The following is a 14,508-nucleotide window of genomic DNA, read 5'->3' as shown; positions in this document are numbered from 1 at the left end:
AGGGAAAGCCGGGTGCCGATTGCACCCGTGGGTCCCGTGCAACAGGAAGCACGGGAGGTAGGACCACAGGTGAAACCGGAAACACGCCGGCTTTCCCTGCGCGATGGGTTACGGCTTATCTCGTGCTCTTCCCGGCGAGACTGGGCTTTTTTGTCACCGTCATCCGCGAGACGCTTTCGCATCCCGGGAGTCAACACCTGCCACTAGGGCGTTGGAACCACACGACTTCACCGTCCGCCTCAGGCGCACTCGTCAGCTGCGCAATCGGCGTCCACCGCATCCCGACCCGGCAATCGTGACGATCGCGAACGCCCCTCAGCGGGTGAGACGGATCAATCTATACATTGATTTGCAATCCCGAAAAACCGAAATATTTTGGTGTGTGCGGCTTGACAGATTTCGGTGATTTGCCCGTCGTGTCGAGCGGGCAACACTTGCTGTTCAGACGCGCAACTGAGGACGCCGCCGGACGCGATAGACCGATGCTGGGGGGATGTTGAGGGCCGTTCGCCCCACCAGGCTGGCCTTCAATCCGAGGCGATCGAGAATGGGCCGCGGTACCGGACAGCGCGGTCCATAGGTGAACTGATAGAATACGCCCCCGTCCTGCATGTGGCGGAAAGCTCCGGTGAGGATGGCGATGACCTTCCGCGCTGACATGGTCAGGAGTGGAAGGCCGCTCACGACCGCGGCGGCTGGTGCGACGAAGGGCTCGTATTGCGAAAGCTGGCGCGCATCCATCCAGAGTACCCGTGCACTGGGGAAGCGAGCTTGCAAGAGGCGGACGAAATCCGACCCGTATTCAACCAGCAGCAACTCGGATTCCGGCACGCCCCGCCGCAACAGCGCCTTGGTGAATGTGCCGGTCCCTGGCCCAAGTTCGATCACCGGTCCAGAGCCCGGCACGATCTCTTGCGTCATCAGGCGGGCGAGCGATCGACCTGATGGCGCGATCGCGGAGACCTGGCGCGGATTGGAAACGTAGGAGCGGAAGAACTGAAGGAAATCTGCCGCTGCGGTGACGTTCATCATAATGCTCGTTCCATTCATGGCGGGAACGCGGACGCGTTCCTCGAACACGCGGTGCTAGGATGCGACGTTGTGCGGTCTGGTCTCGCCTTGAGCGGCGTTGGAGAGCGCTTGCCACTCTTCCCAGGTGGCCAGGCGATCGGCATAAGCGGCGCGGGCGAGGGGTAGACCTTCGGTTCCGACAAAGAACCGCAGCGGCGGGTTCTCAGCATCCACGATCGTCATGATCGCGCCAGCCGTTGCTTTCGGTTCGCCGAATGCGAGCCGCGCGCCTGCCGCGAACACTTCCGCGCGAGTCGTGCCGTAGGCCTCGATGGCTGGCGAGATCCTGAGCGAAGCCATGCTGGCGAAGTCCGTCGCGTACGCGCCCGGTTCGAGCAGCGTGACCTTGACGCCGAAGCCTTTGACCTCCTGCGCCAGGCTTTCATGCAGCGCTTCGAGCGCAAATTTCGAAGCGTTGTAGAAGCCGGTGATGGGGCCCGCGACGATGCCGGCGACACTGGACACACCGATGATGTGGCCGCTGCGTTGCTGCCGCAAAATCGGCAAAGTTGCTTGAATGACGCGGAGCGCGCCGAAGAAGTTTGTGTCGAACTCGGCCCGCACATCCGCTTCGCTCGCTTCTTCAATTGCCCCCACGAGCGCGTAGCCGGCATTATTAAGGACGATATCGATCCGCCCGAAATGGGAATAGGCTTTGGCGACAACGCTGCCGATCGCATGGCTGTCGGTAACGTCGAGCGCCAGTGGCAGGACAGCGCCACCATATTTTTTCGCGAGGTCGACGACACCTGTCAGCGAACGCGCGGTAGCTGCGACCCTGTCGCCGCGCTCGAGGGCGGCTTCAGCCCAGATGCGGCCGAAGCCGCGAGATGCCCCCGTGATGAACCAGACTTTGCCAGACATGCGACGATCCTCGTGAGATGGCTATTGTTGAGCAGGCGTGGTGGGGATCTATCGCCGATGCAGGCTGCTGGCAGTGGCAAACGGCGCCAGCGAAGTTGCAGCAAGTGCCAAACAAGATGCAGAACCGGCTGGCCGGGCGCCCGAGAACGCTGGTGAAATGAAGGAAGTCGTCGGCCGGGCGCCGCGCGACCAATCAACGCGGACAGGGCAACTGATCAAAATCCTCAATCCATTTCGACGACCGCAAGGGCGCTCGCGAGCGAAGCTTGTTCCGGACTCGATCAGGATGGATACCGGTTCGCGTGAGGAAATGCGCCAAAGCGGGAAGCTCGTATGCAGGTTCCGATCACGTGGGAACGGAAATAGCTCTAATGGAGCTTGCTGCTTTGCAGCTCTCGCCAGCGGCCGGGCGTCACGCCTTCCCAGTATCGGAAAGCGCGATAGAACGAACTCGCGTCCTGATAACCAAGCAGGCACGCGACTTCGTCGATCTCGGCCGATGGGTCCGATAGAAGTTGCCGTCCTAGCTCCTGCCGTGCCTCAAGGAGAAGCTCGCGAAAGCTTGTTCCCTCTTCCGTGATGCGGCGCTGAAGCGTGCGATCGCTGAGACCAAGATCACGCGCCACGTCTGACAATTCCGGCCGTCCGCTTGCAAGACTTCGCTTGAGCACGACCTTCACCTGGTCCTTGATCGAGCTGCGCGCCTGCAACTCGCCAAGCGCAGCCGCCAATGCGGGGGTAAGAATGTCGAGCAGTTCCTGATTGTGCCCGGGAAACGGACGATCCAGATCGGCCGATTTCAGGATGAGCGCGTTGCGCGCCGTTCCATAGCGGAGGGAGCATTCGAAATACTTTTGATAGACGTCGGATTTCGGACGCTTGCGGGCGAACTCTACACGTTGCGGTGCTAAGCGATGTCCCGTGCCCCGACGTCCGAGCTCGACCAGCGAGGCGAACGTCACGTCGGTCGAAATTGCCGGTTCGGGAACGCTGGCGTAGGGCCATTCGACCGTGATTGCGCATTCGCCGTCGCCCTCCGTCACTTGCAACTGCTCCGGGGAGCATATGCGCTTGAAACGCGCAATGCGCCGCAATCCGTCGCGATAATCTCTGGCGTAAAAGGCAGCCAGGCTCGATGGCGGATGTACCGCCGTGTCGGTCCGCTCGACAAGCTGCAAACCGAGGCCTGGCTCAGGCTTCAGGTCCTCTAGCGCCTTCCAGAGGGCAAAGAACTGAGCCGTGGTGACGTGGCCTTGTTCGTTCAGGTGCAGTGTCGCGGGCAGCCTTGCCTGGCGCAGCAGGGCGGCCGGCGCGACCCCGATGAGTTCGACGGTCTGCCAAAAGGCCTTGGGGACCCTGCATCTGTCTGCTGCCGCTCCGGTCATCGCTGCCGCCGGTTCGAGCCCGCGGCAAGATCGTCGCGTCGCCGGTGATGTTCAGTGTGCATGCTCGATCCTATCGCATCTGACTCATGATCACGCGATCGAACATGCGATCGCCGAGCCATTCGCGCATCTTGATCATGGGCTGGGCATATTTGCCCGCCACATAGCGCGTCCGCGGCCTGGCCTGCCTTACGGCCTTGGATACGACGGCCGCAATCACGCCGGGGCTGGTGCCGCGGCCCTGACCATAGGCGTCCCGGGTCGACTTCGCGACCGCCTGGGTCAGCTTTGCATAAGGACCGGTGCCCGATCGCTTGAGCAGGCCGCTCGCGACCACGTCGCCAAATCCGGTTTCGATCAGGCCGGGCTCTACGATCACGACCTTGATGCCGAACGGTGCGAGTTCGAGCCGGAGGCAGTCGGACCAGCCTTCGAGCGCATGCTTGGTCGCGTGGTACCAGGCCCCGAGCAGGGTGTAGATTTTGCCGCCCATGGAAGTGATGTTGATGATGGTACCCGCGCGCTTTTCCCTCATTTTCGGCAGCAGGAGCTGGGTCAGCCGGGCAGCACCGAACAGATTTACCTCGAACTGGTACCGCGCTTCGTCGATACTGACGTCCTCAACGGGCCCGTACAGGCCAAAGCCCGCGTTATTGACGAGCACGTCAACGCCGTCGACTTCACCGAGAATGGTGTCAACCGTGGCTTTGATCTCGCCTTCATTTGAAATGTCCATCCGCATGGACCTTGCGCCAAGCTTGACGAGGTCGTCCATCTTGTCGACATGCCTGGCTGCGACGAAGACCTGAAAGCCGTCCTTGATCAGCCGCTTTGCTATTTCCTTGCCCATACCGGATGATGCTCCGGTTACAAGCGCCGTCTTTTTCCGTTTATCGCTCATCTCAACCTCTCAAGTGTCCGATCTGCCTAGCGCTGTAGGGAAACCAACACACCGTCGAAATCCGCCAATAGACTTGCAGAACGCGCCAATCGCCAAGACAAGCCGGATTCATCATACGAGACGATGCGCGGGGCTGCGGCAGGCCGTCAGCCACGAACGCGGTGGAGTATCCGGGTTTGACCCATCGCCGGAAGGCCGAGATATCCTCGAAGATGCATCTTCCTGTCCTGGATGATTGCCCTGCAATTGTAGGTACGGCCGGACGAGCCGTCATAAATCGAGCCACCGCTCCATTCCCCGTCGGTCCAGCGCAGGCCCGTGACGAAGACGATATTTTTCAACGAGCGCGAACGCAGCGTTGGATCGGGGTTCCTGGTATCTTTCTTGAAGGTGACATTGTCCGACTCCACGATTTCGTTGCCGTAGAGCATTCGCGCCTGGAATTCCGATCCCGCCTTGTACATGTCGAGCTTGACCGTGCCGTCGTCGGCTTCCCAAACCCCGACCAGTGCGTCGGCCGGCGACGGCTCTGCACCGGCAGCGGCCATCAGGAACGGGGGCAAGGCGGTGAGGGCGAAGAGGAGCGCTGCAGCGCGCCGTGAAAATCTGGATGCCGACATTTTGAAGATCCTTCCGTTGTCGATGGAGATCCGATGCTCAGGCGATCCCGGCCTGTCCGCGGAACGCCCACGGGATGACCTTACTTGTCCGAAAGGCGCCGGGCCGTGACACGAGGCGCCAGAGGACTTGCCGAGCACGCCATTCTCCGCATCTCGGTGAAGGGGAACCTCATCGCCGCGTGCTTGTTGGTCCTGCATGAGACCCCGGTTGACCAGAGCGAAATTGACCCAGGCCGTCGCAGTCGCGTTGTCGATGCTGGTCGCTGCATGGGCGATCGTGTTTGCCGCCGCGGCGCATTTTGCCGCGTAGTCGTACGACGGCGCCATGACCGTGCCTCTCGATCAAAAGCCTCACAGGTATACGACCGGAGAGGTGCTCGACGCCGTGTCTCTCGGAGTCACCTTGTTCTCGATATGGGGATCCATCACAACGTTGATCGCATCGCTGGTCATGCGGGCATTGTAGCGAGGCGCTGCGGTGGACGTCATGGCGAAAAGCGCCTCGGTTTTCAGGGGACGAATGGGTCTGCAGGATAGGAACGGTTGGCGTACCGGACCGTTCATCCACATGACCGACAGTGAGCTACGTGCGCAATCGTTCGAGATTGCGTGGACGGTCCTGCAGCAGTCCGGCGATATCGGTGATCCGCATTCGGCGGCCTACTTCTTGCTGGGCAAGATCGACGAGATGATGCGCAGCGGTGAGAAGCGCAGGCTTCTGTTATCCAATTCTGCGATCGATGCCTACCGCCTGCGATACGAGCCGCTCATCCTGGCTTCGTGAAAACCCTGCCGGCGCCGCTCGCCTGAAAAATCCGCGACGCCAGCAACGGACATTAGGAACAGGTTTGGCATCTCGTCATTGACTGATACCACGTTTGACGTGGTTCAAACCTTGGCCTTGGCTTCCTATCGTCCCCCCCGGAGCCGAGGCCTTTTTTTGAGGGATGCGAGCGCATCAAGCCGTCGCGCAGCGATCAGTTCGGCGAACGCAGGCCGGACGATTTCAGCCATTGATCCCTTTGCGAATTCGTCTCGGCTTGCCGGGCGCGTCGGAGGATGGCATCGCGTGCCACGCCATGCGGCATCTGCTTTGCCCGGCCACGAAGATCGCGCGCCTCCCTGCTCAGGCGCTGTTCCGGAGACTCTCTCTGCTCGAAGATTCGCCACATGACGCTACTCCCTGCGGTTGGAGGGGCGGGAGCGCAACCGGCGTTCTCATCACCGATAGATGCCTCGGACCGGGCGGTGACAGTGTGATGCTACGCCCCCGGCCGGCAGCTGTAGGTCCACAAGTGGACACAACGAAGAAGTTCTGGAGTTCCGGACACACGCTGGGCGCGGGAAGATGCCCCGGGTGAGGCCGCCCGCCCGCCGGTGCCAACCATCATCGTTCAACCCTGTGCGGGCGCACCGATCGCGGAGCGAAATAGGGGTTGAGCAGGCAGGTCGCCGGAAGCCCCAGGGCGGAGGCCTGGCATTGATCCAGCGACATGAAGACGCAGTCCATTCGATCGCCGACCTGGACACCGTAAGTGCGCATGCAGACCGGGTAGCGCGGATCAGACATTTGCGCCGATGCGGGCCTCGTCACCAGAAACGCAGCCAGCACAATTGTCAGAAGTCCAAACAATCTCAACGTCAGGTCTCCTTTTGAAGGCAGCGCCGGTCCCACGCCGACATTCTAGCAGAGCAGGGACCGCACCGTCGACACGGGACGTGCGCCTGTGAACGGCGCTGCCAATGCGCCGCCGAGGTTGCCGGTGCCGCAGACCTGCAATTCAAGGTCGGAGACAGGCCGCTTCTTCGGCTCTCGACCTCGGACGCCGCGGTATGACAGACTGTGCACGGTAAGACGAAACCGATTGCACGGGAGGTCGTGATGCTTCCGAAAGCTGAATCCGCATATTTCGCCATTGCCGACATTTCCGGCTACACCAACTTTCTCGCGGCGGTCGAACTCGACCACGCGCAGGACATCATCGCTGATTTCATGGACACTGTGGTGAAGGGGTTGCGCCCGCCATTTCGCCTCGCCAAGTTCGAGGGCGACGCCGCGTTCGTCTACACGACCGCCGAGAAGGTCGACGGCTCGCTGCTGCAGGACGCGATCGAGGGCGCCTATTTCAAATTCCGCCGGCGCCTGCGCAACGTGCAGCAGGCCTCGACCTGCGAGTGCCGGGCCTGCGTCGCGATGGGCGACCTCGATTTCAAGTTCGTCGTCCATCACGGCGAGATGGTGAAGCAGAAGATGGGCGGGAGAGAAGAACTTGCCGGGCGCGACGTCATTCTCGTCCACCGGCTGCTCAAGAACACGGTCAGCGAGAAGATCGGCGGGCGCGCCTATGCCCTCTACAGCGATGCGGCGATACGCGCCATGGGCGTCGACCCGGTGGCGCAGGGCTTCATCGCGCATCACGAAACCATCGACGTGATCGGCGATGTGACGCTGTGGCTGCGCGATCTCGAACCGGCGTGGCAGCGGGAAGACGAGCAGATCCGGATGGAGGTGACGCGCGAGGACGCCTACGCCATACTGGAGTTCGACATCGCGGCACCGCAGCAGACGGTGTGGGAGTATCTCTCCGTGCCCGGGCAATGGCGGAGGTGGTGGGACGCCGACGACATCGTCGAAGAGTCGGGCAAGGGGCGACGCGGTGCCGGCACCAAGAATCACTGCGCGCATGGTGATCATACCAACATCGAGGAGACGCTCGATTGGCGCCCGGTCGATTACTATACGGTTGGCATCACGCTTCCGATTCCGGGCGCGCCGAAGATCGTGATGACCCGCGCCCTGCTGGATGGCCCCAACGGAACGACGCATCTGGAACTGCGGATCGCCAAGCCCAAGCCGAAGGACAGGGCGTTCGTCGACGGCGCCGCGGGAAAATTCGCCGAACGCATGACGCAGGCGATCGTTCGCCTGCGGTCCATGGTGGAGGGCAATCAAGCCGGCTCGGAGGCAATGGAGGAGCCGCCGCTGAAGCTGTCGACCGGACGCTTCCTCGCCGAGCCCGTGAAATCTGACGCGCGAAGCTGAGCTCGACGGGCGCTAGGTTGCCCCACCGCCGAGCTTGCCGATCCTCGACAGCAGCAGCTTCAGGATCGGGGACTTGTTCGCCTTGTGATAGGCGATGACGAGGTCGAGCGTCGGGGCGCCGCCCTTGACCGGACGGGTGGTGATCGAGGCAGGCAGATAGCGGCTGGTGTAGGCCGGCAGCAGCATGACGCCACGGGTCGACGTGATCATCGAGATCGCGTGGACGACGTTGTGCACCTCCTGTTCCGGCTTCAGATCGACACCGGTCTGTCCGAGATACTCCAGGACGAGGCGACGCACCGCGGGCGCGGATTTGGACGGCAGATAGAAGGTCTCGTTCACGACGTCCTGCGGCGCGACCGCCGCCTGCGATGCCAGCCGATGACGCCGCTCGCGCAAGGGTTTGCCGATTTGCTCAACAAGGTCGCTGCGGCCGGATACGCGCCCTGGGCGGTGAACGCGCAGCAGAGCATCTTTGGCAAGAGCTTCCTTCCCTTCGGCCTCAAGGAAGGCACCAACTTCATGGAATACGACCTGGTCTATCTCAGGGGCGACCTGCTGTTCTGGGGCGCCCGCAATGTCGACGGCCGCGGTTTCGACACCGAGCAGAACCGTCCGACCAATCTGCAGATCCCGCTGGTTCGGAAATAGGCCTGCGGACCTCGACGGAGCGCGACATGCCCACCACAACACCCGAAGAGAACAGGCGGCTCGTGCTCGAGGCCTTCGACACGCTGTTCAACAAGCGCGACTATGACGCGGCCTTGCGGTTCTGGTCCGAGAGATACATCCAGCACAGCGCCCATATTCCGCCGGGCCGTGACGGCCTGTTCAATCTGGTTCGGGCGCTTCCGGCCACGCTGCGCTACGAAAATCATCTGATCCTCGCCGAGGGCGATTATGTGATCACGCATGGACGGTTTTCCGGCCACGGCCGTCCTGCGGCCTGGATCGCTGCCGACATCCTGCGCTTCGAAAACGGCAAGTTCGCCGAGCACTGGGACGTTCTGCAGGACGAGGCGACCAGAGCCGAGTCCGTCAGCGGCCTTCCGATGTTCGGCGACAGCTTTCCGGCCTAAGCTCGAGAGCTCATCTCGACCGGAGTGCCGAACATGCAACTCGCAAAGCCTGTCATCGATATTGGCCTGTCCACCAACAACCTCGAGCCCATGCTGCGGTTCTGGCAGCAGGAGGCCGGGCTCCGCTTCGACCACGTGCTGCCGGTCCGCCGCGGCCAGAAGCAGTACCGGCACGATGCGCTGGGCTCGGTCATCAAGCTCAACCATCATGTCGAGCCGCTGGCGGATGCGGCGCCGAGCGGTTATCGCGAGCTGATCATTGCGAGGGAAGGCGTTGCGGAGCCGCGATCCCTTGTCGATCCCGACGGCAATCGCGTCAGCCTGGTGGCGCCGGGACACGACGGCATCACCCAGATCGCCGTCGCGATGGGCGTTCGGGACCTCGCTGCGCACCGCCGGTTCTATGGCGACATCCTCGGCTTTGCCGAACAATCATGGTCTGACGGTCCGGCCTTTCGCCTGGGAGACAGCCTGATCCTGCTCAGGGAGGATCGTGCCGCGACCGTGGATCCGGAGCGGCAGGCGCACGGCTGGCGCTACATCACCTTCCAGGTCGCCGATATCGACGCGGTGCATGGCGAGATGCGCAGCAAAGGCGTGCGCGAAGGCCTCGCGCCGGTGACGCTCGGCGACGTCGCGCGCATCTCGATGATCCTCGATCCTGACGGCAACTGGATCGAGCTGTCCCGCCGGGCATCGATCGTCGGCAGCCTGTCCGGCGACGAGCCGGCGTCGCATCGATAAAGGAAGCGGCCCCGTGCAGGCCAGTCTGCTTCCGCAGCCGCGCGCTCACGGCTCGCTCAGATCGATTTGCGTCAGGATACCCTGTCGGAGCGCGAGGCGGACCAGCTCGATATCCGAACCGACGCCGAGCTTGTCCTTGATGAGGGAATGCAGGTTCGCGACGGTTTTTGGGCTGATGTGCAGCGCACTGGCGATTTCGTCGGTGGTCCGTTCTGCAAGCAGCATGCGGAGCACTTCGAACTCCCGCGCGGTCAGGAGGTCGGCGGCCGCGGTTTCGCCGGCGAGGTGACTGAGCGCGAGCTCGTGGTCGATGTCCGGACTGATGGCGATCTTGCCCGAGAGCGCGTCCATCACCGCATGCACGAGCGCCTCGGGCGGGCTGGTCTTGGTGACGTAGCCGCTTGCGCCGGCGCGGATCGCCTGCACGGCAAAGGCCGCGTTCTGGTGCATGGTGAACACCAGGACCTTGGCGCGCTTGTCCCACTGCCGGATGCGCCTGATGGCCTCGATGCCGCCGATGCCGGGCATCGACAGATCCATGATGACGAGATCGGGGCCGGTTTCCTTGTACAGGCGGTAGGCTTCCGCGCCGTCGGACGCCTCGGCGACGACGCACAGCCCCGGCTGCTTCTGCAGCATCGACCGATAGCCCTCTCGAACCACGGCGTGGTCGTCGACGAGCATGATGGTTCGCGCCGAGGCGATCACGCCGCGTACTCCGCGGCGGCGCCGACGGGCTGGCTGATGGCGACGGGAACAAGGACCCGCAACGACGAGCCCTTGCCGTGTCCGGCCTCGAAGCTCAGCCGCCCGCCCAGGGCTGCGACCCGTTCGCGCATGCCGAGCAGGCCCATGCCTGACTTGACCGGCGGATCGCCGGGGCGGCCATCGTCATCGATCGCAAGCGCGATCTCGCAGGGCGTGCTGAGTTGCGGATCTGACTCGCGCATCTCGAGCCGCAGCGCCACCCTTGTCGCTCCGGCGTGCTTGGCCGCGTTGGTGAGTGCCTCCTGCACAATGCGGTAGAGATTGGCGCTGATCGAGGAGGCGAGGCGCTCGAAGGTTCCGGAGATGGCGATCTCGAAGCGCGGCCGTCCCCGGCTGCGCACGTTCCAGCCGGCGACCAGACCTTCCAGGCTCGCCGCAAGACCGAGCTCGTCGACATCGGGCGGCCGCAACCTGAACAGCGCACCGCGCAGGGTCTCCATCATGCCGGCGGCGGTTCGGGCGATGCCGTCGCATTCGGCGAGCAGAGGCGGGCAATCCTGCGCCGCGGTCTGGCGTGCCGACGCGGCGAGCGCGCGGATCGCGGCAAGCGACTGCCCGAACTCGTCGTGAAGCTCGCGCGCCAGGTGCCGGCGCTCCTCGTCCTGCAGCGAGATCAGTTTTTGCGTCAGCTCGTTGCGGTCGGCGAGCGCGGTGGCGAGGCTCTCGGCAAGATGATTGAAGACGTCGCGGATCGCCGACAGCTCGGCAAGGTCGAACGGCGGCAGGCGGGCAGTGAGGTCGTTGGCGGCGATCCGCTCAAGGCCGTCGCAAATCAGCCGTGTCGGGCGCAGCGCGCGCGCGAGCGCTGCATAGACCAACGCGCAGAGCAGCGGCAGCGCGATGGCAAAGGCGGCCATCAGCCGGCCGGCATCGTGCCATGCCCCGGCCGTGAGGACGGCGGGATCGATCCAGACCACGGCTTCGCCGATCGCATTGCCGCTGACGGTCACAGGGTGCACCGCCTCGCGGCCGGGATCGAACAGGCGGCGATAGAGCGCCGCAAACGCGATCGGCGGCGCGGCCGTGTCGGATTGCGCGCCGCTGCAGATGCGCTGGCGGACATCGCCCTCGCTGGTCCGGAAGGCAAGACACAGTCCCGAGGTCATGACCGACGCTGCGACGGCGTCGAGGTCGGGAAAATCCGAGCGCGGATTGTTCACCCACTGGATCTTGCTTTGCTGCAACTCCAGCGTCCGGGCGGTGACGCCCGCGATGGCCTCGACCCTGGCGCGCACGGTGTGCTCGGAATCGATCAGGAAATAGCAGGAGATGGCGGCAAGGCAGAGCGTCGACACCGCGGCCACGCGCAGCGTGAGCCGGACCTTCAAGTCGCTGTTGGACCAATTCCACATCGGCGGATCCTCGTCGGCTCGAAACCGGCGCCCATCGCGGGTGGCGCCGTCACGGGCATTTAACGGCAGAACCGCGGCGCCGAGAAGCGCCGGGCTCGGTCCGGGGCCACGCTCGTGAAATTTTCCCGGCGCTGAGCGGGAGGCGCTCCGGTGCGGCGGGCGCGCCTGCGCAACTAGCCTGCGGTCGCTTGCCCGACACTCGAACAATCCCAAGGCTCGAACCCATGCGCCAATCCCGCCTCGTTCTTCTTGCCCTCGCGCTGCTCGGCGTTTCGGCCGGGCCTGGTCCCGTCCGCGCCGACGCCAGCCCTGCGACCACGCCTGCGCTGGGCGTCAGCATCGACGACTTCAACTATCTCGACACGTCAGGCGAGGTCACCGATCAGGCCGCCGTCCACGAGAAGCGCCTGGAGCAGTTCATGCAGGGGTTGAGGGCGGATGTCGCGGCGGAGCCGCGTTACCGTCTCGTGGCGCCGGGCGAAGCCCGGATCAGGATCGTCGGCGGGGTGCAGAAGATGAGCACCCTGATCGGGTGGGTCAAGGTTGCCCTTGTCGACACGGTTGCGAACCGGCTCGTGTTCGAACGGCGCTATTCGTTCCGCGGCGACAGTGACCAGGCATGGGATCGTGCGCGGATCTTTGTATCCCGGGACGTTCTCGCCGCACTTGCCGAGGCGCAGCCGCTTGCGAAAACGGATGCGGCGGCACAGATCGCCCTCGCGGTGTTCGAGTTCGAACTTGACGATACGTCCGCTGCTGCGCAGGCATCCGGGCCGACACCGGCGGATGCGACCGATCTCGCCAACGTCACCAAGGGCGTCCGCGAACTCCTGGCGCAGTCAGGCCGCTATCATCTGATCGACCCCGGCAGCGCGGACGGCGATGTCATCAAACACCAGGCGCTGCGCGATTGCGGCGGCTGCGACGCGGCTATTGCGCAAAAGCTCGGCGCCGATCAATCGCTGGTCGGCGTGGTGAGGCGGGTCAGCCGTACCGAATACACGGTCGCTTTCCAGCTTCGCGATGCCCGTAGCGGCGCGGTCGTGTCGCGCGGCGACAGCGGACTGCGCATGGGCGCCGATTATTCCTGGACCCGCGGCGCTGTGCGTCTGGTCGGCGATCGCCTGCTCGACAACGGGGCGCACAAGTAGCTCTGCCCGGATCGGTGCGTCGCGGCACGGCTGTCGCCGCCGGCGAGCTGCAAATTGGACATGCTGGCCGGTGTTGCGGGCTCTACCGGCACCGGCCTGGTGCGTATATCGTCGGCGCCAATACAAGATCGACCCGGCCGACGCCGGGCACCGGCACCGATCGCGAGGAAGCCATGTCCGGAACGCTGCTGTTTTCGCCGATGACGATTCGCGGCGTCACGCTGAAGAACCGCATCGTGGTGCCGCCGATGCACCAATATTCGGCGGTGAAGGGCTTTCCGACCGACTGGCACCTGATGAACGCAGGCAAGTTCGCCGCCGGCGGCGCCGGCCTCGTGATCGTCGAATCGACCAAGGTCGAGCGGCGCGGCTGCGGCACGGTCGGCGATCTCGGCATCTGGGACGACAGCTTCGTCGCGCCGCTGAGCCGTCTCGCCGGCTTCATCAGGCAGCAGAATGCGGTGGCGGGAATCCAGCTCGGCCATTCCGGCCGCAAGGCGCGCGCGACGCGGCCGTGGGAGGGCGACCGTCCGCTGGAGCGCACGGCCGAGATCGAGGATTGGGACGCCTGGACGCCGGTCGCACCGAGCGCGGTCGCCCACAGCGAGCGCTGGCCGGTGCCGCGGGCCCTCGAGACCGGCGAGGTGAAGGACCTCGTCGAGTCCTGGGGGCAGGCGGCGCGGCGGGCCAACGAGGCCGGTTTCGACGTGCTCGAACTGCACGGGGCGCACGGCTATCTCGTGCACGAGTTCCTCTCGGAGCGTTCCAACCGGCGCAACGACGCCTATGGCGGTTCCGAGGCAAACCGGATGCGGTTCCTGATCGAGGTCACCGAGGCGGTGCGCAGCCACTGGCCCGAGCACAAGCCGTTGTTCGTGCGCCTGTCGGTCGAGGACAATGCCGGCTGGGGCCCGGAGCAGAGCGCGCGGCTTGCGGCCATCCTCAAGGCCAAGGGCGTCGACGTGATCGACTGCTCGTCGGGCGGGATCACCGAGATGGCGCCGATCCTCGGCAAGGAGATCAGATACAGCTACCAGGTGCCGCTGTCGGACTATGTCAGGCGGCACGCCGATATCTTCACCATGGCGGTCGGCCTGATCATCCATGGCGACCAGGCCGAGCAGATCCTGTGCGACAAACAAGCGGATTTGATCGCGGTCGGCCGGGAAATCCTCAATAACCCGAACTGGCCGATGGACGCCGCGCTCAAGCTCGGGGTGGAAGGACCGTTCCGGAATGTTCCGCCGCAGTTTGGCTATTGGCTGGGCACCAGGGCGAAGCGGGGATTCGGGACCCGGCCGTCGACGTGGCAGTCCGGGCTGGAGGAAGCCGGGAAAAGCGGCTAGGTCATGACCTGCCGCCGGCACCACTGGACGAAATCGTATCCTGCTCCCATCTCCTTGTCCCGGCATGATCTTTTCGGGTGACGGGCAGGTTGCGCGAGAGGGCCGTAATGGTCCGGTAACGCCACGGCCTTGATCCGACCAAAAATGCGTTGTGTGGTGCCCCGTCGGGGTGAGGTGGGGCAGT

At 64.1% G+C, this 14,508-nt stretch carries 16 protein-coding genes; 7 read left to right on the top strand and 9 right to left on the bottom strand.

The window, feature by feature from the left end:
- Positions 1–441: 441 nt before the first annotated feature.
- The 5 genes from JQ586_RS25255 to JQ586_RS40650 all read right to left on the bottom strand — a co-directional run bounded on the left by JQ586_RS25255 (position 442) and on the right by JQ586_RS40650 (position 5,168).
- The gene (locus JQ586_RS25255; RefSeq protein WP_212397321.1) at positions 442–1,029 is read right to left on the bottom strand and encodes a class I SAM-dependent methyltransferase; all 588 of its coding nucleotides are present in this window, start codon (positions 1,027–1,029) and stop codon (positions 442–444) included.
- Between the two features lie 57 nt (positions 1,030–1,086).
- A complete protein-coding gene (locus tag JQ586_RS25250) occupies positions 1,087–1,935 on the bottom strand; it encodes an SDR family NAD(P)-dependent oxidoreductase (protein WP_212397320.1) in 849 nt (282 codons plus the stop codon).
- Between the two features lie 368 nt (positions 1,936–2,303).
- A complete protein-coding gene (locus tag JQ586_RS25245; protein ID WP_212397319.1) occupies positions 2,304–3,320 on the bottom strand; it encodes an AraC family transcriptional regulator in 1,017 nt (338 codons plus the stop codon).
- Between the two features lie 70 nt (positions 3,321–3,390).
- The gene (locus JQ586_RS25240) at positions 3,391–4,221 is read right to left on the bottom strand and encodes an oxidoreductase (protein WP_212397318.1); all 831 of its coding nucleotides are present in this window, start codon (positions 4,219–4,221) and stop codon (positions 3,391–3,393) included.
- A gap of 146 nt (positions 4,222–4,367) precedes the next feature.
- Positions 4,368–5,168: a DUF2147 domain-containing protein gene (locus tag JQ586_RS40650; protein WP_249148097.1), complete on the bottom strand. Its 801-nt coding sequence runs from the start codon at positions 5,166–5,168 to the stop codon at positions 4,368–4,370.
- Between the two features lie 160 nt (positions 5,169–5,328).
- Here JQ586_RS40650 and JQ586_RS25230 point away from each other — a divergent pair, with 160 nt between their 5' ends.
- On the top strand, positions 5,329–5,625 hold the full coding sequence (locus JQ586_RS25230; protein WP_312017019.1) for a hypothetical protein: 297 nt from the start codon (positions 5,329–5,331) through the stop codon (positions 5,623–5,625).
- Between the two features lie 603 nt (positions 5,626–6,228).
- On the opposite strand, the gene JQ586_RS25225 is transcribed toward JQ586_RS25230, so the two are convergent.
- Positions 6,229–6,453, bottom strand: coding sequence for a DUF3551 domain-containing protein (locus JQ586_RS25225; protein WP_409411010.1), 225 nt, complete (start codon positions 6,451–6,453; stop codon positions 6,229–6,231).
- Positions 6,454–6,723: 270 nt separating this feature from the next.
- On the opposite strand from JQ586_RS25225, the gene JQ586_RS25220 reads away from it, so the two are divergent.
- A complete protein-coding gene (locus JQ586_RS25220; protein ID WP_212397317.1) occupies positions 6,724–7,884 on the top strand; it encodes a DUF2652 domain-containing protein in 1,161 nt (386 codons plus the stop codon).
- Between the two features lie 12 nt (positions 7,885–7,896).
- Here the strand turns inward: JQ586_RS25220 and JQ586_RS40645 are convergent, their stop codons facing one another.
- Positions 7,897–8,226, bottom strand: coding sequence for a LysR substrate-binding domain-containing protein (locus JQ586_RS40645; RefSeq protein ID WP_312017018.1), 330 nt, complete (start codon positions 8,224–8,226; stop codon positions 7,897–7,899).
- Between the two features lie 39 nt (positions 8,227–8,265).
- Here JQ586_RS40645 and JQ586_RS40640 point away from each other — a divergent pair, with 39 nt between their 5' ends.
- Genes JQ586_RS40640 through JQ586_RS25205 form a run of 3 tightly spaced genes read left to right on the top strand, consistent with a single transcriptional unit; the run spans position 8,266 to position 9,707 of the window.
- The gene (locus tag JQ586_RS40640) at positions 8,266–8,535 is read left to right on the top strand and encodes a hypothetical protein (RefSeq protein ID WP_249148093.1); all 270 of its coding nucleotides are present in this window, start codon (positions 8,266–8,268) and stop codon (positions 8,533–8,535) included.
- 26 nt (positions 8,536–8,561) lie between these two features.
- The gene (locus JQ586_RS25210; protein WP_212397315.1) at positions 8,562–8,963 is read left to right on the top strand and encodes a nuclear transport factor 2 family protein; all 402 of its coding nucleotides are present in this window, start codon (positions 8,562–8,564) and stop codon (positions 8,961–8,963) included.
- Positions 8,964–8,996: 33 nt separating this feature from the next.
- Positions 8,997–9,707, top strand: coding sequence for a VOC family protein (locus JQ586_RS25205; RefSeq protein ID WP_212397314.1), 711 nt, complete (start codon positions 8,997–8,999; stop codon positions 9,705–9,707).
- Between the two features lie 45 nt (positions 9,708–9,752).
- On the opposite strand, the gene JQ586_RS25200 is transcribed toward JQ586_RS25205, so the two are convergent.
- Together JQ586_RS25200 and JQ586_RS25195 are read right to left on the bottom strand one after the other, a co-directional pair.
- Positions 9,753–10,391: a response regulator transcription factor gene (locus JQ586_RS25200; RefSeq protein ID WP_249148119.1), complete on the bottom strand. Its 639-nt coding sequence runs from the start codon at positions 10,389–10,391 to the stop codon at positions 9,753–9,755.
- Positions 10,392–10,411: 20 nt separating this feature from the next.
- Positions 10,412–11,827 (bottom strand): sensor histidine kinase, encoded by a 1,416-nt coding sequence (locus tag JQ586_RS25195; protein ID WP_212397312.1) that lies wholly within the window; start codon positions 11,825–11,827, stop codon positions 10,412–10,414.
- Between the two features lie 224 nt (positions 11,828–12,051).
- Between JQ586_RS25195 and JQ586_RS25190 the strand changes: the two genes are divergently transcribed.
- Both JQ586_RS25190 and JQ586_RS25185 read left to right on the top strand, forming a co-directional pair.
- Positions 12,052–12,978 (top strand): DUF3280 domain-containing protein, encoded by a 927-nt coding sequence (locus tag JQ586_RS25190; protein ID WP_212397311.1) that lies wholly within the window; start codon positions 12,052–12,054, stop codon positions 12,976–12,978.
- Positions 12,979–13,151: 173 nt separating this feature from the next.
- Entirely contained in the window at positions 13,152–14,324 is a 1,173-nt protein-coding gene (locus JQ586_RS25185) for an NADH:flavin oxidoreductase/NADH oxidase (RefSeq protein ID WP_212397310.1), read from the top strand.
- Positions 14,325–14,508: the final 184 nt, after the last annotated feature.

Source organism: Bradyrhizobium jicamae (assembly GCF_018130215.1).
GTDB classification, from domain to species: Bacteria; Pseudomonadota; Alphaproteobacteria; order Rhizobiales; family Xanthobacteraceae; genus Bradyrhizobium; species Bradyrhizobium jicamae_A.
The sequence above is the reverse complement of the archived record's forward strand: the minus strand, read 5'-3'. Positions and strand labels throughout refer to the sequence as shown.